The 19,839-nt window shown below is 53.7% G+C and carries 19 protein-coding genes; 11 read left to right on the plus strand and 8 right to left on the minus strand.

Annotation, left to right across the window (positions count from 1 at the left end; genetic code table 11):
- Positions 1-4: 4 nt before the first annotated feature.
- Entirely contained in the window at positions 5-907 is a 903-nt protein-coding gene (locus tag GSQ70_RS19485) for a hypothetical protein (protein WP_158784081.1), read from the minus strand.
- 629 nt (positions 908-1,536) lie between these two features.
- The gene (locus tag GSQ70_RS19490) at positions 1,537-2,115 is read right to left on the minus strand and encodes a DJ-1/PfpI family protein (RefSeq protein ID WP_158784082.1); all 579 of its coding nucleotides are present in this window, start codon (positions 2,113-2,115) and stop codon (positions 1,537-1,539) included.
- Positions 2,116-2,327: 212 nt separating this feature from the next.
- Between GSQ70_RS19490 and mltB the strand changes: the two genes are divergently transcribed.
- Positions 2,328-3,401: a lytic murein transglycosylase B gene (gene mltB / locus GSQ70_RS19495; RefSeq protein WP_158784083.1), complete on the plus strand. Its 1,074-nt coding sequence runs from the start codon at positions 2,328-2,330 to the stop codon at positions 3,399-3,401.
- 9 nt (positions 3,402-3,410) lie between these two features.
- Here the strand turns inward: mltB and GSQ70_RS19500 are convergent, their stop codons facing one another.
- Genes GSQ70_RS19500 through GSQ70_RS19520 form a run of 5 tightly spaced genes read right to left on the minus strand, consistent with a single transcriptional unit; the run spans position 3,411 to position 7,731 of the window.
- Positions 3,411-4,187, minus strand: coding sequence for an ABC transporter ATP-binding protein (locus GSQ70_RS19500; protein WP_158784084.1), 777 nt, complete (start codon positions 4,185-4,187; stop codon positions 3,411-3,413).
- The gene (locus GSQ70_RS19505; RefSeq protein WP_158784085.1) at positions 4,184-4,870 is read right to left on the minus strand and encodes an ABC transporter permease; all 687 of its coding nucleotides are present in this window, start codon (positions 4,868-4,870) and stop codon (positions 4,184-4,186) included. Before GSQ70_RS19505 ends, GSQ70_RS19500 begins: the two co-directional genes overlap by 4 nt.
- Before the next feature lie 11 nt (positions 4,871-4,881).
- The gene (locus tag GSQ70_RS19510; RefSeq protein WP_158784086.1) at positions 4,882-5,601 is read right to left on the minus strand and encodes an ABC transporter permease; all 720 of its coding nucleotides are present in this window, start codon (positions 5,599-5,601) and stop codon (positions 4,882-4,884) included.
- A 58-nt stretch (positions 5,602-5,659) separates the two neighbouring features.
- Positions 5,660-6,511, minus strand: a complete 852-nt coding sequence (locus GSQ70_RS19515) for a transporter substrate-binding domain-containing protein (protein WP_158784087.1) — start codon at positions 6,509-6,511, stop codon at positions 5,660-5,662.
- Positions 6,512-6,540: 29 nt separating this feature from the next.
- Complete coding sequence (locus tag GSQ70_RS19520) at positions 6,541-7,731, minus strand: M20 family metallopeptidase (RefSeq protein ID WP_158784088.1); 1,191 nt, start codon at positions 7,729-7,731, stop codon at positions 6,541-6,543.
- Between the two features lie 346 nt (positions 7,732-8,077).
- Between GSQ70_RS19520 and GSQ70_RS19525 the strand changes: the two genes are divergently transcribed.
- The 4 genes from GSQ70_RS19525 to GSQ70_RS19540 are packed head-to-tail and all read left to right on the plus strand — an operon-like array spanning position 8,078 to position 12,118.
- The gene (locus GSQ70_RS19525; protein WP_158784089.1) at positions 8,078-9,079 is read left to right on the plus strand and encodes a TRAP transporter substrate-binding protein; all 1,002 of its coding nucleotides are present in this window, start codon (positions 8,078-8,080) and stop codon (positions 9,077-9,079) included.
- Positions 9,079-9,579, plus strand: a complete 501-nt coding sequence (locus tag GSQ70_RS19530; protein WP_158784090.1) for a TRAP transporter small permease — start codon at positions 9,079-9,081, stop codon at positions 9,577-9,579. Before GSQ70_RS19525 ends, GSQ70_RS19530 begins: the two co-directional genes overlap by 1 nt.
- Complete coding sequence (locus tag GSQ70_RS19535) at positions 9,576-10,862, plus strand: TRAP transporter large permease (RefSeq protein WP_158784091.1); 1,287 nt, start codon at positions 9,576-9,578, stop codon at positions 10,860-10,862. The genes GSQ70_RS19530 and GSQ70_RS19535 overlap by 4 nt, the downstream gene beginning before the upstream one ends.
- Positions 10,863-10,885: 23 nt before the next feature.
- Positions 10,886-12,118 (plus strand): aspartate aminotransferase family protein, encoded by a 1,233-nt coding sequence (locus GSQ70_RS19540; protein ID WP_158784092.1) that lies wholly within the window; start codon positions 10,886-10,888, stop codon positions 12,116-12,118.
- Here GSQ70_RS19540 and GSQ70_RS19545 read toward each other — a convergent pair.
- Positions 12,099-12,977, minus strand: coding sequence for a LysR substrate-binding domain-containing protein (locus GSQ70_RS19545; RefSeq protein WP_158784093.1), 879 nt, complete (start codon positions 12,975-12,977; stop codon positions 12,099-12,101). The two genes, GSQ70_RS19540 and GSQ70_RS19545, sit on opposite strands and share 20 nt — an antisense overlap.
- A 95-nt stretch (positions 12,978-13,072) precedes the next feature.
- Between GSQ70_RS19545 and tam the strand changes: the two genes are divergently transcribed.
- The 6 genes from tam to GSQ70_RS19575 all read left to right on the plus strand — a co-directional run bounded on the left by tam (position 13,073) and on the right by GSQ70_RS19575 (position 19,835).
- Positions 13,073-13,846, plus strand: a complete 774-nt coding sequence (gene tam / locus GSQ70_RS19550) for a trans-aconitate 2-methyltransferase (protein ID WP_158785380.1) — start codon at positions 13,073-13,075, stop codon at positions 13,844-13,846.
- A gap of 494 nt (positions 13,847-14,340) precedes the next feature.
- Positions 14,341-14,907, plus strand: a complete 567-nt coding sequence (locus tag GSQ70_RS19555; RefSeq protein WP_233268367.1) for a fimbrial protein — start codon at positions 14,341-14,343, stop codon at positions 14,905-14,907.
- A 66-nt stretch (positions 14,908-14,973) separates the two neighbouring features.
- A complete protein-coding gene (locus GSQ70_RS19560) occupies positions 14,974-15,648 on the plus strand; it encodes a molecular chaperone (RefSeq protein WP_158784094.1) in 675 nt (224 codons plus the stop codon).
- Between the two features lie 73 nt (positions 15,649-15,721).
- Positions 15,722-18,247: a fimbria/pilus outer membrane usher protein gene (locus GSQ70_RS19565; RefSeq protein WP_370521088.1), complete on the plus strand. Its 2,526-nt coding sequence runs from the start codon at positions 15,722-15,724 to the stop codon at positions 18,245-18,247.
- A complete protein-coding gene (locus GSQ70_RS19570) occupies positions 18,244-18,765 on the plus strand; it encodes a fimbrial protein (protein ID WP_158784096.1) in 522 nt (173 codons plus the stop codon). Before GSQ70_RS19565 ends, GSQ70_RS19570 begins: the two co-directional genes overlap by 4 nt.
- A gap of 77 nt (positions 18,766-18,842) precedes the next feature.
- Positions 18,843-19,835: a fimbrial protein gene (locus GSQ70_RS19575; RefSeq protein ID WP_158785382.1), complete on the plus strand. Its 993-nt coding sequence runs from the start codon at positions 18,843-18,845 to the stop codon at positions 19,833-19,835.
- Positions 19,836-19,839: the final 4 nt, after the last annotated feature.

Consider the following 19,839-nt stretch of genomic DNA (forward strand, 5'->3'; position numbering starts at 1 on the left):
ATTGCTAAAATAAATCTTCTTTTATTCTATAAAAATCTGATATTTTCTCAAGCGCTGATGTAGGAATGGTTTTTTTGTTTATACTCAAACCTGTTTCGGTTTTTTTTAGTTTTGCAATGATGTATTCATCATCGATATAATCCGCTCTCTCGCCAATGAAATTTATTATGTACTCTTTTGCTTTTAAAACTTTTGTTATGTGATATTTTTCATTGAATAGAATATACACTTTGAAAATAGAATTAATGTGCTCATTAAAAATAGGCATTATTGGGAAAGATTCATCCATCTGTGTTAGGTCAGCCTTTACCAGAGCCCCCCATTTAGAAAACCCCCGAATTAATTCATCTCTAATAAAATATACGATTAACTCTACACTTAAAGTACTACTGGTTTCATCAAGTGATTTTGATATCGTGTATGAAAGTGGTGGCATTCCACAATGCTGAACAAAATTTCTGAGCTTATACATGAATCTATATGAAAACTTGCTGTCAAATTCATTTCCCGTCAGCGCTTTAAACTCGAAAAATTCCGTTGAATCCTCCCCATACTGCCTGTTAATACTGGTTTCCATATGGTCAAGTAAAGTTTTAACTGACATCATATAGTTCAGTATTCGTGTATTCAAAAAGAATGGGAAGGTTTTGAAGGGATATGAGCCAATAAAAGAAGGTTCTTTGGCTACTTTTATAATCGTTTCATTCAGAAGTTCCATTAGTGACTCATAGTTTAATCTTACATATTCTACTAAAGAAAAGTCATTCACAAACTCCATGAGCATATTTCTCTGTGCTTCATAGATTTCAATTTCCTTATTACCAAGAGGTCTTATTTCATTTATTTTGTTTACTTCACTTCCATCGGAAATTGATTCTTTAGCTAGGATTATAGTGGATTCGCTCAAGCTTACCTCTCTGATTAGTTTTCTATTATCAATATGGAACCCTATAAGGGCACACTTCATCTATAATATATCGGCTTAAGTTGCCAAGAATAGCACCACTTTGATCAATATTATAAGTTTTTTATTCCCCTCTGCGCCTGCATACCACCAACGTCCGCTTCTGGCACGAAGCCGACTTTCAGAACTGAACAATTAAACTTATATCAAAATGAATACCCTGTTTGAGGAGCTAGCCTTCCGAAAACTCATCCAACCCAAACTCTTTTGCCACAAACCACTGTGTCCCATCGCAGCAACACCTTAGCTAATGGCAGGAGGGGCTATACGGATAAGCGGACTGTGTCGCGCATGGACGCGCGACTCAAGCCATCAGGGACGATTTAACGGCGTGTCCGTGTTCCGTATAGCCCCTCCAGCTACTGCAGCACTTTCAGCGACTAAACACACCTACCCGAGAATATTAGTGCTTACCATTCGGCAGCGGCACTTTCAGCGACTAACAACACCAACCTGCGAATACTAGCGCCCACAACCCACCAGCGGCACTTTTAACGACTAAACGCACCGACCCGCGAACACTAGCACTCACCACCCCACCAGTAGCCCTCCCAGCGACCCAACCGCAAACATCAGCGCTCCCCACTCCGCCAGTGGTCAAAATAGATATGCTCAGCCTGGAAATCAGCGGTTTGCGTATCGCCGGTTAATCGCCACGCCAGCTGGAAGGCAAACTCGAAACTCTTACCCAGCCCCTTGCCGCTAATCAGGTTGCCGTCTTCCACCACATCCTCCGTGCTGTAGACGCCGTCCGTCACCGCTTTATGCAAATCCCCGGAACAGGTATAGCGCCGTCCTTTCAGCAGATGATGGCCTCTCAGAACTCTGGCCGCAGCCGAACAGATCGGGGCTATCCATTTCCCGGCATCATCGTGGCGGCGGATAAATGTCGTCACCAGCGGGTTGGCTGCCAGGTTCACCGTGCCTTCCGGCCCGCCTGGAATAACCACCGCATCAAACAGCTCATTCTGCAGATCCGCCAGCAATACATCGGCAATCACCGGCACATTATGGTAGCTCGGTATCTCACGGGCGGTATGGCAGCCAACGGTGGTCACCTTGACATGCAGACGGTTCAAAATATCAATAATAATAAAGGCTTCTGCTTCTTCAAAACCCGGTGCTAACAGTATCGCAGCCTGCTTACTCATCATTCCTCCTGAATAATTTATAGAACTAAATAATATTATTGAAATAGCGTTTTATTTTTATTGTGTCAATCCGCACAGGGCAGGGATGCGGTCCCTCGCAGAAAAAAGTAAACAAATCCCAACGAGTAACGCCTTTACATAACATCTTCTTTTCTTCGCGCCAGGCAATGCTTTACCATAACGACAACTCTTACCGCCCATATGGATATTCAATGCGTTATCTGGCCACACTTCTGCCCGCGCTCCTTCTTCTTTCGGCCTGCAGCAGCTCCAAAGCTCCCGAGCAGGTTGAACCTCACGGTAACCCTTTTAAAGGCGGCAACGGTTTTCTGCTGGAACCCTCGCACGATATCGCCCCGCTGGGTGGGGACTTTGCCAGTAATCCTGCGACGGCTGCTTTTATCGATAAAATGGTGCGTGAACATAACTTCGATCGCCAGCAGCTGCATGACATGCTGGCGCAGGCGAAGCGACTGGATTTTGTGCTGCGGCTGATGGATCGCCAGGCACCTTCATATCAGGCACCCACCGGGCCAAACGGCGCGTGGATCCGCTACCGCAACAAATTTATCGTGCCGGGTAACGTGCAGAATGGCGTGCAGTTCTGGAATCAGTATCAGGATGCACTGAACCGCGCCTGGCAGGTCTATGGCGTGCCGCCAGAAATCATCGTGGGTATTATCGGCGTGGAAACCCGCTGGGGCCGCGTGATGGGCAAAACCCGCATTATCGATGCGCTGGCAACGCTGGCGTTTGACTATCCGCGCCGGGCCGACTACTTCAGCAGCGAGCTGGAAACCTTCCTGCTGATGGCGAGAGAAGAGAAAGACGATCCGCTCGATCTGCGCGGTTCCTTCGCCGGAGCGATGGGTTACGGCCAGTTTATGCCTTCTTCCTTTAAGCAGTATGCGGTCGACTTTAATGGTGACGGCCACATCAACTTGTGGGATCCGGTTGATGCCATCGGTAGCGTGGCGCACTACTTCAGCGCTCATGGCTGGCAGAAGGGCGGGGCGATTGCCGTTCCGGCCAACGGCCAGGCCCCATTGATGGAGAGCGGTTTTAAAACCCGCTACACCATGGGCCAGCTCTCCGCAGCCGGATTATCGCCGCAGGTGCCGCTGACCGGTTATCAGCAGGCCAGCCTGCTGCGTTTCGATATGGGCAAATATTATCAGTACTGGTACGGGCTGCCGAACTTCTACGTGATCACCCGTTACAACCACAGCAACCACTATGCTATGGCGGTGTGGCAGCTGGGGGAAGCGGTGCGCGACGCCCGCTAAGGGCATCCCTTAATAATTGCGCTGGAAATGGCTGCTGACAAAGGCCCGGCAGCGATCGGAGTGGGGATCGCTGAAGACCTGCTCCGGCGGGCCTTCCTCCTCAATCATCCCCTGATGCAGGAAAATCGCTTTGTTCGAGACTTCGCGGGCAAAGCCCATCTCGTGGGTGACGATAATCATCGTCCGGCCTTCTTCGGCCAGCCCGCGGATCACCTTCAGCACGTCGCCCACCAGTTCAGGATCCAGCGCGGAAGTTGGCTCATCAAACAGAATCGCCTTCGGATGCTGGGCCAGCGCCCGTGCAATGGCGATCCGCTGCTGCTGACCGCCCGACAGATGGGCAGGCCAGGCATCCCGTTTGGCAAACAGACCGACTTTTTCCAGCAGCGCTTCAGCTTCTTCAATGCACTCTTTGCGGTTACGCTTCTGTACATGGATGGGAGCCTCAATAATGTTTTGCAGCACGGTCCGGTGCGGCCATAAATTAAAGCTCTGAAAAACAAAGCCCAGCTGTTTGCGGATATTTTTAATTGCCGTCTGCTGAGCTTTGCTCAGCGTGCCGTTATTGCCGTTCAGGTTAATTTTCTCATCCGCCACCTGAATCTCACCGCCCTGAGCCACTTCCAGGAACGGGATGCAGCGCAGCAGGGTGCTTTTGCCGGAGCCGCTTGCCCCAATCAGTGAAATCACGTCGCCGTCGTTGGCCGTCAGGCTGATATCGTGCAGCACCTCATGCTGACCAAAACTCTTTTTAAGACTACGCAGCGTCAGGGTAGGTGTGCTCATGCTCTTGCTCCGGACTTCTCGGGTGAAAGGTATTTTTCAAACATGGCCAGTGCTTTGGTTACCAGCAGCGAAATCACCAGGTAGATCACCGCCGCACTGATAAACACTTCCAGCGCCCGATAGGTGTTGGAAACCTCGGCGTTGGCAATGCCGGTCACTTCCATCAGGCTGATGGTGCTGACCAGCGAGGTCGATTTGGCCATCGAGATCACTTCGTTGCTGTAAGCCGGTAACGCCTGGCGAATGGCAATCGGCAGAGTGATGCGTCGCAGGATAGTGAAGCGGGACATGCCGCAAACACGAGCCGCTTCAATCGATCCTGTCGGGACCGCGCGAATGCCACCGCGCAGGATCTCTGAGGTATAAGCCGCGTCATTGAGGATCAAAGCCAGCAGGCCGCACCAGTAAGGATCGCGCAGGAAAGGCCACAGAAAGCTATGGCGAATAAAGCTGACGTTGCCCAGCCCGTAATAGATCATAAATATCTGGATCAGCAGCGGTGAGCCGCGAAACAGAAACACGTATCCTTTTGCAACAACGCTACCGGGTTTGGTTGCGCGCAGCAGATTGAGCAGCAGCGCCAGAATGCCGCCGCCCAATAGTGACAGCACCGCCAGGTTCAGCGTCAGCGGCAGCCCGGCCAGCAGTTTGATAAAAGTCTGTTGTATAAACGAAATATCCATGCACCGTGCCCCTAAAGCTGAGTGTAATCCTGACCGCGCAAGGACCATTTCTCAGCCTGGCGAATAACAAGTTCAGAGACGGTGGTGATCACCAGGTAAATCACCGCGCCAACGGCAAAGAAAAAGAACGGCATCTGGGTGGACCCGGAGGCAACCTGTACCTGATTCATGGTTTCCACCAGTCCGGTAACCGAGACGAGTGCCGACTCCTTGATGGCCGATTGCCACTGGTTGCCCAGGCCGGGGATCGCGGTGGTCAGGGCCTGTGGAACAATGACGCGGCGGAACATCAGCCATTTGCCCATCCCCACCACCGTCGCTGCTTCCAGCGTGCCTTTCGGGATGGTGCCGTAAGCCCCGCGGAAGACTTCGCCCTGTCCGGCACCGGAAATCAGGCCGATTGCCAGCGCACCGGCGACAAACCCGCTGATGTCAAAAGGACCGGCAAATCCAAGCGCATGACCGAAAAAGGCCAGCACCTGACGTCCGCCAAAATAGAAAATGTAGATTACGATCAGGTCGGGAATGCCGCGCAGCACCACGGTGTAGCCTTCGGCGAGCCTGCTGAGCCAGCGGTTCCCGCCGATTTTGGCCCAGGCGACCAGACTGCCAATCACCGAGCCGAGCAGAAAGGCGCACAGGGAAACGGAAACCGTGACCCCGGCAGCCTTAAGCAGCACCGGCCCCCATCCCTCAGGACCGAAGCCGAGGAGCTGCCAGTCAATGCCCATATTTACCTCCACTGCGGCCCTTCAGGCACCGGCAATCTTTAACCATACCGCACTCCATTTACGCTTTTGGTGACAGATCCATACCGAACCATTTGATGATTAACGCTTTCATCGTGCCGTCTTTTACCATCGAGTCGATGGCCGTGTTCAGCTTAGCCTGCAGTTCGGTGTCGTCTTTCCGCAACCCGATAGCCGAGCCTGCGCCCAGCACGCCGTTCTGGAAGGTGTAACCTGTCAGTTCGCCGTTGCCGTTGGAGCGTTTTACATAGGCGGTCAGGTTTGGCACGGCTGCCATCACCATATCCACGCGCCCGGCATCCAGATCGAAGAAGGTATCCTTGCCGCCCGGATAGGTGCGGATGGTGGCAATATTGCCGAAGTATTTCTGCAGGAAGTCAGCCTGAATGGTGGCAACCTGTACGCCAATCGTTTTGCCTTTGACGATTTTCGCGATGTTGTCGATGGCGGTTTTGCTGGCGGCTTCATCGGTCAGCGAAATGCGGGTACCGGTGCCTGGCAGGCTGGTGATGCTGCTGTCTTTGTTGGTGACAAAACCGGAGCCGCCGTTGATATACGGGCTGGTGAAGTTAATGGTTTCCTGGCGTTTAGGCGTGATCGACACCGCATCGACAATCGCATCGTATTTGCCATCCAGCAGGCCGGGGATCATTCCCCCCCAGCTCTGAGCGACCAGTTTGTAGCTGAAACCCGCACGCTTCGCGATCTCTTTCAGCATATCCGGCTCGAAGCCAACGATTTCACCGCCCGGTGTGGTCATGTTGTACGGAGGGAAGGCGGCTTCGGTGGCGAAGGTCAGCGAGGAGAGATCCCGTGCCTGTAACTGTGGCAGAACCAGCAGGCCGAGAGCGGCAACGGCACCGGTGAGAAAACCTTTGCGTGTCAGATTCATGAGCTACACCTGTTAAATTTGAAATACGGTTAAGAAAGAATATCCAGCGTTAAGCGGGTCAGGGCGATGGCCCCCAGCGAGATGCAGCTCTCGTCCGGCTGGTAGTCAGAGTTATGGACGTGGTCGTCACGTCCCGGTTGCCCCGATCCGATGTGGATCTGGCAGGCAGGCATCAAATCGGAGAAGTAAGAGAAGTCCTCCGCGCCAAAACTCCGGCCCTGCTGGATCTCCGGCTGTTTGCTGAACTGGCGGGTAATGCTCTTTTCGGCGAGATCGACCATCCGGTCATCATTCAGCAGGGGAGGGACGCCGCGCTGGTAGTTGATGTCCACTTTCACATTCATCGACAGCGCCACGCCAGCACAGATACGGCGGAATGCCGTTTCCACATGATCGCGCGAGGCAGTTGAGCGGGCACGTACGGTTCCCCGGAACAGGCAGGAATCCGGAATAATGTTGTGGATCGCGCCGCCTTCAATATGGCCGACGGTCAGCACGGCAGACTGCGCCGGATCCATTTCACGGGAGATGATGGTTTGCAGCTGGGTGATCAAATACGCTGTAGCTACGATAGGATCGGCGGCAGCGTGCGGGCGGGCAGCATGTCCTGACACGCCGGTCACCACCACGTCAAATTCATCGCAGGAGGCGGTACTGGCCCCGCGTGTCAGCAGAATATTGCCTGCTGCCAGTTCCGGACGGTTATGGAAGGTGATCGCCATATCCTGACCTTCCGCCGCGCCGTCGGCAATCATCGCCGCTGCGCCACTTTCGGTGGTTTCCTCAGCAGGCTGAAATACCAGACGGACTGAGCCCTTCAGCTGGGGCTGCAGCTCTTTCAGCGTGGCAGCCACGCCGAGCAGGGTTGCGGTGTGCAGATCGTGGCCGCAGGCGTGCATTTTGCCCGGGTAAACGCTGGCGAAGGGCAGGCCGGTATTCTCTTCGATGGGCAACGCATCCATATCGGCACGCAGCAGCAGGTTTGGCCCTTTCTCCTCACCGTGAATATCCAGCACAATCCCGGTTTTGCCGATGCCTCTTTGCGGCTGATAACCCAGCCTTTCCAGCTCCTTCGCCACTACTTCCGCCGTGCGTACCGTGTCAAAACCCAGCTCCGGATGTGCGTGAATGTCGCGTCGCAGGGCGATCAACTGCGGTTCGAGCTCTTTCACAATTCCGGCAATTTTTACCTCAATCTCTTCTGGATGAGACGGTTCCATGCATGCACCTCGCGTGGGTCAGGAAAGTATTGACCCCCGATAATGGCCAAAAGAGCAGCGTGAAACAAGAGGTTAGCGGGCATCGGATGCACTTCAGCCCTGCTGCACTGGTCCGGCTGAATACGGCAGTGGAATCAACCGGACTCTGTGGCTGAGACAGAATTTTCAGGGAGCATCAGGGCCTTTTAAAAGTCGCTTTCAGCGGCTTATTCATTGACCTGTCTGCGCTGGGGAGCTTGTATAAAAATTTGTATCCCACTATTAAAACTCTTTATTTCTCATCTTATGCAGAATCCCTATGCTGGGGGTCATACTCCACTGACAACCAGTAATATGAGGATCGACCATGGCAGCTTCCCCGGGTAACGTTTTTCGCCGTCATCTTCTCGCCATTGCCGTTCTGAGCACGGGTAGTGGACTGTATGCCATCAGCGCTTCTGCTGCTGAAACCTTGCGCCTGGCTCACGCCTCCAGCAGCGACAGCCTGGTCAACCAGGCGATGGTCCGTTTTGCGGCAGAAGTGAAAGAGAAGTCGCACGACGCGCTGGAAATTCAGATATTCCCTGATGGCCAGCTGGGCGATGAGGGCGCGATTGCTGACTCAACCGGGTCTGGTGCAATCACCATGGGACTGGGCGGCGTGGTGGATGCTATCGATCCGCGTCTGAATGCGGTTTCCCTGCCTTTTCTGTTTAAAGACGCTGACTCGGTGCACCATTTCCTTGACAGCGACGCGGGCAAGAAATTTCTGTCGATGGGCGAGAGCCGTGGCTACGTGATGCTGTCGGCGCTGGACTCCGGTTTCCGTCAGTTCGCTAACAGCAAAAGAGCCATTGTGAAGCCGGAAGATCTGAGCGGCCTGAAGATCCGCACGCCACCAAACCCGGTGATCCTCGCCACCATCAAACAGCTTGGCGGTCTGCCGCAGTCAATTCCGTTTGGTGAAGTTTATACCTCTCTGCAGTCTGGCGTGGTTGACGGCGTGGAGCCAGAGCTGCGCGACTTCAGCGACCAGCGCTGGTACGAAGTTGTGAAGCATGTCTCGATGGCGAACTACATCTGGTCAGCCAACTTCTGGTACATGAACAAATCTGCTTATGACGGGCTGAGCGCGGAAAACAAAAAAGCACTGACTGAGTCCGTGGCTGATACCACCACCTGGTATCGCAGCCAGCTTGACCAGGTTTACGCCAAACTGACCGACCAGTTGAAAGCGAAGAAAGTTGAATTTAACGAGGTGGATCGCGCGGCCTTCCTGGCCAAAGTCGGCCCGGTTTATGACCAGTTCAGCAAAGCCTGGGGCGCAGACTTCGTTAAACAGCTGCGTACTGACGCGGGCAGTAACTGATGACGCCGGTTCACTACGCACCAACCAGCGGCCCGCGGTGGCTGACGTTACTGCTGATGTGGACAGGCGGCGCGATGTTCCTGGTGACGCTGGGCTCCACATTGCTGGGGATCGTCGCCCGCTATTTTGCCTGGACGGGACTGGAGTGGACCTTTGAAACCGCTGAAATCTCGTTTATCTGGGTGACCTTCCTGGGCGCGGTGCTGGCTGAAATTCGCGGCGAGAACGTGAGCTTCACCAGCGTGGCAGCACTGTGCCCGGCAGGCGTCCGGCGCTGGCTGAGGCTGTTTTCGGCGCTGGTGCTGCTGGTGCTCAGCGGCTGGCTGCTGACAAGTGGGATGAAAATCCTGCAGACCTCCGCCTGGGTGCCGACACCGGTGCTGAGGCTGCCGAATGCAGTGATTACCTGCTCGCTGGCAGGGTTTGCGGTGATGCTGATGTTCCTTTCGCTCTGGCGGATTTGGCACTTTTTCTTCTCACGCTCGGGTGAAGCGCTATGACTGTTTTGATTCTGATTGCCGCCTTCCTGGTGCTGCTGTTTGCCGGGGTGCCCATCGCCTGGGCGATAGCGGGCGGAAGTATTGCCGCACTGGCGCTGGGTGACTTCCCGATGCCGATTGCCTGGCTGGCTCAGCAGACCCTGCGCGGCGCTGACACCACCTCGCTCATCGCCATCCCGCTGTTTTTATTTGCCGGGGAATTGATGAACCGCGGCGGGCTGACTCACCGCATCATGCACGTTGCCGAGCACCTGTTCGGGCGTTTTCGTGGTGGCCTGGGACTGGTTAACGTTGCCACTGCTTTTGTGTACGGTGGCCTGACCGGTTCTGCCACGGCGGATACCAGTACCGTGGCAAAGGTGATGATCCCGGTGATGGAGCAAAAGGGCTATCCACGCGATTTTGCGGCGGCGGTCACGGCGGCCTCCGGCACGCTGGGGATTGTGGTTCCGCCCAGTGTGATCCTGCTGCTGTACGGCGTTATCACTAATACCTCCATTGGCGGGCTGTTTGTCGCTGGTGTGCTCCCCGGCTGTATGCTGGCCGTGGTCTTTATGCTCACCGCCTGGTTTATCGGCATGCGGGAAAATTTCCCAAAGGTGGAAGGGAAGTTCGATTTCAAAGCCTTCTGGTGGGATTTCTGGCGGGCGTTCCCGGCGATGTGTATGCCGGTATTTGTTCTCGGCGCTATCATCACCGGTTTTGTCACCGCGACCGAAGCGGCCGGGTTAGCCGTAATTTATGCGCTGCTGATTGGTGGGTTGTATTACCGCGAGCTGGGCTGGCGCGACCTGATCCCGGCGATTATTGAATCGGTCACGCTGACCGGATCGGTGATGATCATCATGGCTGTGGCGGTACCCTTCGGCTGGTTGCTGACGGTTACTCAGGTCCCGCATATGGCCGCCGCCTGGATTGGCGGGCTGCAGGCCGGACCGATCGCCACCATGCTGCTGGTGATCCTGCTGCTGAAAGTCGTGGGCTTCTGGCTGGATCTTGGCCCGGCGATGATTATTCTCGCGCCGATCCTGGTGCCGATTGCCAAAACCGCCGGATTTGAGCCTTACCAGATTGGCCTGATCTTTACGCTGACGCTGGGCTGGGGGCTGTTCACGCCGCCGATTGGCACCAATATTTTCGTGGTCTGTAACGTGGCAAAAATTGATATCGGCCCGGTCTCACGCAGGCTGATCCCGTTCTGGTTCGCGACCGCCTTCGCTATCGCGCTCCTGATTTTCTTTCCTTCATTAACCGGATGGTTGCCCGCAACGCTGGGCTACTGACAGTCAAACAGACGAGAACTGTGATGAAACATTTAGTTGGTGGAATATCCAGCGCCGGCCGCGCTTTGCCTGAAATTGACGGCCAGACGCTGATGATTGAAAAAGCACAGGGCGCCTGGCTGTGGAATGCCGACGGTCAGCGCTATCTGGATACGGCTTTAGGTTTTGGCGCAACGCTGCTGGGGCATAACCCTCCGGCGGTTGTCGATGCCGTGCAGCAGGCAGTTAAAACAATGATGATGCCAGCCTGGTCACATGCTTTAGAAGAAGAGGCGGCAACCACTCTGAGTGCCTTCACCGGGGAACTCAATAAAGTTATTTTCGTAAACTCAGGGAGTGAAGCAGTCCATCTGGCCTGCCGGGGAGCGCGCGCCGTGACTGGCCGTCATAAGGTGGTGAAATTTGCCGCCGGTTATGATGGCTGGTTCGACAGCGTGGCCTTCGGCAATGCCGGATCGGCGATGGCAGAGATGCCGGGAACCACCCGTCCGGAAAAGGAAGGGATGCTGCTGCTGCGCTACAACGATTTTAAAGATGTCGATGCGCTGTTTGCTGAACATCCCGATATCGCCGCCGTGATCGTGGAACCGGTCATGGCGAATGCGGGCTGTGTTGAACCCGCCGAGGGCTATCTGCACTATCTGGCAGACGCCGCGCACCGTTCTGGTGCAATGGTCATTCTGGATGAAGTGCTGATGGGTTTTCGCCTGCATGCCGGGCTGTGTGGGCATCTGTTTGGCGTGGATGCTGACTTCGCAACGGTAGGCAAAGCCATTGGCAACGGCACCGTGGTCGCTGCGCTGGTGGGTAAAGAGCAGTACATGAAGGTGTTTGAAGATGGTCGTGCTATACGGGCAGGAACCTACAGCGGTAACCCGCCGGTTTGTGCTGCGGTAATCGCCACGCTCAACGAGCTGCGTAGCAAGGATTATATGCAGCTGCTGCGCAGCGGCGATGAACTGTGCCGCAAGGTGATTGCCGACTGTAAGGCGCAGGGTGTCGAACTCGCCAGTTCCGGATATGGCACGGTCTTCACCTTCTGGCAGCAGGCAACCGCACCTGAAACTTATGCTCAGGCGGTGGCAGCTGCCGATCATCAGTGGAGTATGGCGTTGCACGTGGCGCTGCGGCGTCAGCACATCCTGTCGATGCCGTCGGCGTTTGGCCGTTTCTATCTGTCATTCAGCCACGACCAGCAGGCTGTCGACCTGCTGGCTGCGGCGTGCAGTCAGGCGATCATAGCGCAGTCTGCATAGGCAGAGCTTCCGCTGCTGAAACCAGCTCACGGATGAACTGAGCCAGGCGGCGGGTGCCCACGTGGGCATCTTCCGGCACCAGCAGTGCCAGATCCAGCGACTGCAGGGCGGGCAGCTGTTCATTCTGGCCGAGGATCCGCCAGTCGTCAGGGATCACCGAGGCAGGCAGAACGGTCAGCGCCTTGCCAATGCGGATTGCGGTCTGCACGCCTGCCAGATGTGATGAGGTGCAGACGATATGCCAGCGTAAACGGGCTTTATCGAGTGCGCTGATGACCTGAGGCCGCGCACGACAGCCTTCGGGAAACAGCACCAGCGGCAGAGTGATTTGCTGCTCCGGGAAGCAGTCCGGGGCGGTACACCACAGCTGTGGCTCTTTGCGAAGAAACTCGCCGTTCTGTTCACCAGGCTGGCGGGTGAAGATCGCCATCTCCAGATGACCATCGTTGACCAGTTTCTCCAGCTTGCAGGAGAAGTCGCTGACGATCTCCACCTGCAGCTGCGGATTGCGCTGCGAAAATTTTTCAATCAGCTCTGCACCAATAGTGCCCAGATAATCGTCTGGCATCCCGATACGGATGCGTGATTTTGCCGCGAAACAGCCCAGCGCGGTGAGCGCTTCTTCTTCCAGTGCCTGCATCTGCCGGGCGTAGCCAATCAGCTTTTCACCGGAGGGGGTGAGGGTGATGCCCTGGCGCGAGCGCTCCAGCAAACGCTGGCCCAGATGTTTTTCCAGCCGGCTCAGCATGATGCTGACGGCAGCCTGGGTTTTTCCCAGTTGTTCTGCGGCAAGCGTAAAACTGCCGTGGTCGTAAACCGCGATAAAAGCGGCCAGGGTATCATTATCAAGATGACGCATAAGTCTCTCCGATCAAAAAGCGAGCAGGGGAGGTAATGCAATTTTTATTCCAGGCTACAGTTAACAGTGTGGTTGATCGTTTTAACGAGGAACAAATGAAAGACTGGAATCCCGATCTCTACCGTCAGTTCGAGGCTGAACGTACCCGCCCCGCCAAAGAATTACTCTCCCGAATTCCCCGCCGTGAAGTGAACTCTGCCACCGATCTCGGTTGCGGTCCCGGTAACAGCACAGAACTGCTGCGCGAGGCCTGGCCCACCGCACGGATTACCGGGCTGGACAGCTCACAGGCAATGCTGGAACAGGCGCTAAAGCGTTTGCCCGACTGTCAGTTCGTGCAGGCGGATATCCGCAGTTGGCAGGCAGAGAAGCCGCAGGAAGTAATCTATGCCAACGCTTCGCTACAGTGGCTGACCGATCATCAGCAATTACTGCCGCACCTGGTGGATCAACTGACGAAGCGCGGCGTGATGGCAGTGCAGATGCCGGACAACCTGGACCAGCCGACCCACAGCCTGATGCGTAAAGTCGCTGAGCTGCCCGCCTTCCGGGATAAAATTGGCCCCGGAGCGGCTGATCGTAAGCGCCTGCTCACCACGGAAGCGTATTACGATCTGTTGTGCCAGACGGGGTGTTCGGTGGATATCTGGCGTACCACCTACTATCACGTGATGCCTTCACACCAGGCCATGATTGACTGGCTGAAATCGACCGGCCTGCGGCCTTTCCTTGCTCCCCTAAAAGAAGAAGAGCAGCAGGCTTTCCTCGCTTACTATCTGCAGGAGCTGATATCAGCGTATAGCATTCGTCAGGATGGCAACGTGCTGATGCCTTTTCCCCGTTTGTTTATGGTGGCGCAGAAACGCTGAAGCCCCTTCCTGTGCCCCTGCTGAGCGGGGCGCAATAAATCCCGATCAGAGTGCCACGCCAGTCACAGCGCTGAACCTGTTGAAGATTAAGTATTTTCAGTGCAGCTAAACACCTCGATTAATCTTTTTTAAAAAATTAATAATAAAAAAATTTAAGTCATTTGACCTTCCAGTCGTATTTATTTTGCAACGAGTGTGAATTGTTTTGGTTTTGTTTACTGATGAGTGGTTAATATTTGCTCACCAGGTGGGTTGTATTTATCTGGTTCAGAAAAAAATACCGGTATAAGCCGGGCTTGGAAGTCTTATTGCACTCTTTTGGTTGTTTTAATTTTGTTATAGATAATTGTTGTGAACGTTATCGATAAGATAACTTGTATATTTATGGTTAACGATAATAGTGCGCGAATAATAAAGAGAGCCGGGAGTTATCTTTCATTGTTATTCACCAGGTGGCTATTTTCGAAAGTTATTTACATATGGAGAATGTAATTATGCGTTTTATGCTGAAATCAGTCACGGCAATGTCCGTTTGTGGTGCACTGGCTCTGCTGCCAGCGATGTCCTGGGCCGAAGACCCTGTACCAGTCACTGTGGATGGTGGCACCCTGAATTTTGAGGGCAGCGTTATCACCGCTGCTTGTGCACTATCCAGCGGCTCGGCGGTTCAGAACATTAATATGGGGCAGGCTCGTGCCGCCTCTCTTGCGACTGCCGGAACCACACTGGCAACAGGCAAAACTTTCACCATCAGTCTGGAAGATTGTGACAACAGTACGTTCAAGAATGTTGCCGTAACCTTCTCCGGAACTGTTGATGCAGATGATGCAAGCGGTCTGGCAACTGGCGTCAATGGCGGCAGTGGTTCAGCACAGAACCTGTCAATTCGTATTTTTGATGAGGCAGGTTCACAGGTTAAGTTGAATGAAGCCAGTGGTAATACTGCACTGCGTGCGGGCAGTAATACCCTGAACTTCACAGCGAAATACCATACCGAAAAAGGTAGCGTGACCGCGGGTGATGCCAGTGCTGTTGCGACTTACACCCTGACTTATTCCTGATTAAATTAACCTGGATTCAGGACCGAAAGGATCCTGAATCCTTTTTTTCCCCTGAGGTAAATTATTATGCGTATTCCTGCTCTCTTTCTGGCGATATGCTCATTGCTGTTGCCTGTGGTTGCCAGCGCGGGCGGAGTGGGTCTGGGAACGACTCGTCTGGTCTATCATGCCGGAGATAAACAAGCTTCGCTGGATATTCGCAATACTCATACTACTTCACCTTTTCTTATTCAGACCTGGTTGGATAATTCAGCCGGAACTAAAACGCAGGATTTTGTGGTGGTACCGCCGCTGTCGGTATTACGCCCAAACAATGAGAATACTTTACGGGTTATTTTTACCGGTAAAGGCCTGCCTGCCGACAGAGAAACGCTGTACTGGATGACGGTGAAAGCCATCCCTCAGAGTGAGTCTCAGGGAAATAATACCCTGCAGCTTGCGGCTGCCAGCCGCATTAAAGTTTTCTATCGTCCGGCAGGGCTGACTGAAAAAGTCACTGAAGCCCATAAGAAAATCACCGGCTCCCTCAACAAAGGACAGCTGACGCTTAAAAATCCCACGCCCTATTATCTGACGCTGATTACGTTGCGGGTAGACGGTAAAGAAATAAAACCCCTGATGTTGCCACCAAAAGGAAGTGCGGTCGTGCCGGGAACGTTCAACGGTGCAAAAAACTTCAGTTATCAGACCATCAATGATTATGGCGCGTGGACCACGCTGCTGAGCAAAAAGCTGGATTAACGTTCATCCGTTTTAACCTAATGGGTTGCAGGCTAATACTATGAATTCCTCCTTTTCATTCCAAAGAAATGCGGTGGCATGCGCGCTTTTACTGGTCATTCACCAGGCTGCTGCTCAGGATAAATACCAGTTCAATCCTCTTTTCCTGGGCGGGAAAGATGGCGACGTGGCAGATTTATCCTGGCTGGAAAAAGGAGGTGATATTCCTGCTGGAAAATACCGCACGGCTGTTTTCGTCAACGGTGAATTTATCGCCGAAAAGGAAGTGACGTTCATTGCCGGAATGGATAACGGAACTCCACAGCTGCTTCCCTGCTTCACTGGCGAAGAGATGGATGAGCTGGGGCTGGATCGTCGTCATGCCGTGAAATTATCGCCGCAGGATGGCTGCATGCCAATAACCGATCTTTTTCGGGGGCATGATATTCAAAGCGATTTCGATGCCGGAAAAATGGCCCTCAGGCTGACTGTTCCTCAGGCGCTGATGCAAAACAGGCCCAGAGGATTTATCAGCCCGACAAGCTGGGAGCAGGGGATTACGACGGCTTTTGTCAGCTATAACGCTAACGGCTCGCAAAGTGATTACCTGGGCGACAGCCGCTGGCAGCGGACCAACTATTTCCTCGGGCTGAACAGTGGCATCAATCTTGGCGCATGGCGGGTCAGGGACACTTCCAACTGGAATTATACCAGTAGCCAGGGCGGTGAATGGGCGCACATCAGCACCACTGTGCAACGGGATATTGTGCCGTTAAAAGCTCAGGTTACCCTGGGCGAAACTTATACTTCTTCCGCCATTTTTGACAGTGCGGGCGTCCGGGGCGTGCTGCTGGCGTCAGATGACAATATGCTGCCAAACAGCATCCGCGGTTACGCACCGGAGGTCAGAGGCATTGCCCGGACTAACGCGACGGTGCGTATTCGCCAGAACGGCAATGTGATCTATCAGACCAGCGTCACGCCTGGTGAATTCGTTATTAACGATCTTTACCCGACCTCTTCGGGGGGCGATCTCGACGTTTCAATCGAGGAAAGCGACGGTCAGGTCACTCACTATGTGGTGCCTTTTGCCAGCGTGCCAAATCTGGTCCGGCAGGGACAGTTAAAATATTCCCTCAGTGCGGGAAAATTCCGCAATAACGATCAGCAATCCTCCCCGGCATTCACGCAGAACGATTTTTTCTATGGCTGGCGCTACGGGCTGACGTTCTATGGTGGAGCGCAGTTTTCAGACCACTATCGCGCTTTTGCGGCAGGTGTCGGCCAGAACCTCGGCGCGTATGGTGCCTTTTCTGTCGATGCTATCCACGCCAACAGTACGCTGGCGGACAACAGCAGCCACAGTGGTGATTCAGTGCGTTTTCGTTACAGCAAGGTGCTGAACACTGCGGGAACAACCCTTAATTTCTATTCATGGCAATACACCACCAAAGGTTTTTATACCCTGAGCGATACCGCTTTTAAACGCATGAAAGGTGGCGAAAGCACGATTTCACTGGATGAGCACGGCCAGCCAGTTGTTGATACCAGCAGCTACTACAACCTGAATTACTCGCGCAAAATGCACAACCAGCTGCTGCTGTCACAGCGCATTGACGGATATGGCTCGGTTTCTCTCTCTCTGGATCAGCAGCGCTACTGGAATTCCGCCAAAACCAACAACAGCGTGCAGGTGGCTTACAACACCAGCTGGAAAGCTATCTCACTCGGCCTGGCGTGGCAGCACAGTCAGACACTCTGGTCCGACAAAAGTGACAATACGGTGGCCTTCTCGGCTTCTGTGCCGCTGGATAAATTGCTGCCAGGTTCGCGGGCCAGATATTCGATGACCAACAGCGCCCGCAATGGCACCACTCATTCCACCGGGATCAGCGGCTATGTGCCGGAGCATGATAATTTAAATTACAGCCTTAACGCGCGTTACAGCGCCCGCAGCAACAGCCAGAGCGGGGCGGATATGTCGATGCAGTATCAGGGCAGAAACGGGATTTATAATGCCGGATACAGCTACACACCGGACAGCCGTTATTACAACTATGGCGTCAATGGCGGTATTGTCCTGCACGAAGATGGCATTACTTTCAGCCAGCCGCTGGGTAATACCAATATCCTGGTGAAGGCTCCCGGTGCTGCCAATATCAAAGTCGGCAATCAGAAAGGGATTTATACCGATTCCCGGGGTTATGCCGTGATCCCTTACGCCTCTCCGTATCGTGAGAACCGTGTTGATCTTGATGTGAAAACCCTCGGAGAGAATATTGAGATCCCGCAGTCCATCGTCAGCAAAATCCCCAACGGGGGAGCTATGGCGCGCGCAACGCTGGCGACGCGGATTGGTTACAGGGCCATCTTCACCATCAGTAAAGAGGGTTCCTGGCTGCCTTTTGGCACCACCGTCACCCTTAAAAATAGCGAGAACTCTACCGGGATAGTGGGCGATGCGGGTGCACTCTGGCTTTCCGGATTACCGGAAAATGGCGTGCTGATTGCGCAGTGGGGGCGGGAAGCTGAGCAGCGATGTGTGGCCCGTTATCATCTTGAGGCCGGGAGTTATAACCCGGATACCAATATTTATACACAAGGACTGGTGTGTCAGTGAAATCGATAATCCGTCTGTTATTGCCGTTACTGCTGGTCGGCAGCTGGCCGCAATTTGCATCAGCCTATGACGTTTATATTCAGGTTACAGGCGTGCTGTATGGCAATACCTGCACGCTCTCAACCGACTCAGAAAATATCAATGTCCATCTGGGAAATATCTCCCTCCGCCAGTTTTTAGCGGTGGGTGCCGTCAGCCAGATTAAAACGCCTTTTACCATCAGACTTGAAGAGTGTGGACCGACGTTTAAAGGCGCACAGGTCACATTCAGTGGTGAAGTGGATGACCACGACAGCCGTTATTTAAAAACGGATGAGGGTGGCGCGACCGGCGTGGCTATCTCTCTGCTTGATAGCAGCAACACGATTATTACGCTTAACACTGCCACTGACGCTTACAGCCTGACCGGGGAAAACAGCGTGGATATGCTTTTTTATGCGCGGATGGTCGCGACACAGCTACCCGTCACGCCGGGTGATGTGACAGCAAGAGCAACTTATACGGTTGAATACCTTTGATGTTGCACGGATTGCCTTTCTTACGGCACTGGGGGGAGTTTTAAATGAGAAGTTTTGTGAAATACGGCGTGGTATTTATGCTCGCCGGACTGGTTTGTCTTCGTCCTGCCTTCGCACTGAACTGGGCCTCGGATATCACTCTGTCGCCCGCAGAGATGAGCTATTCCGGACCAGCGGACTCCGTCACCGGCGGCAGCATTATTGGCGGAAACTGGAGTGCCACGGCAACGGTTACCCAGGTTTTCTGGTGCGGTTGGGTCTATTGGTGCAGTAAAAGCACAATGGAACCTGACAGTAGCATCGTGCTTTCCGGGCAGACGGTGGTAGTTGATGGGGTAAGTTACGCCGTGTTCGAAACGGGTGTACCTGGCATTGGCTTTATTTTAGGTCTGAAAGATACGAATGCAACGACTTATGTCCCTTTGCAAACCGGCATTACCCAGACTTTCCCTGCCGAAGGAACCGCAGAATCGAATGAGCTGGGATGGTCTGCCAAGGTCACCTTTGTGAAAACCGGGCAGCCTCTTGCCAGCGGTACTTACATCACTCCGACGATTACCGCGGCCATATTGACCGCATATAATAATGAAGTTGCCACGGCTAAAGTGATCATCAGCCCGACTTCCATTAATGTGAACGCTACGGGTTGTACCATTAATACTCCCAGCGTGCCGGTTGATATGGGGAGTCTGGATGTGCGGTCATTTAATACGGTTAACAGCACCTCAGCGCTGAAAAATTTCTCCGTTAATCTGAACTGTGATGCCAATATTGCACTGTATGCGGTGGTCACCGACCAGACCGACCCAACCAACACTTCGGATACGGTTTCGCTGACGCCTGATTCCACGGCAACGGGTGTGGGAGTGCAATTTTTCTATAACAACACCGGCCCTTTGGCTCTGGGGCCTGACAGCTCTCTGAATTCGACTGTCGGCCAGTTCTTTATTCAAAGTACCTCACAGGCAGAAACGTTGACTCTGCCGTTTCAGAGTCGCTATATCCGTACCGGCGACATCACGCCAGGTACGGCGGACGCGGTTGCCAGCATTACTTTTTCCTATCAATAAAAGC

The organism is Pantoea sp. BAV 3049 (assembly GCF_009765445.1).
In the GTDB taxonomy this organism is placed as follows: Bacteria; Pseudomonadota; Gammaproteobacteria; order Enterobacterales; family Enterobacteriaceae; genus Erwinia.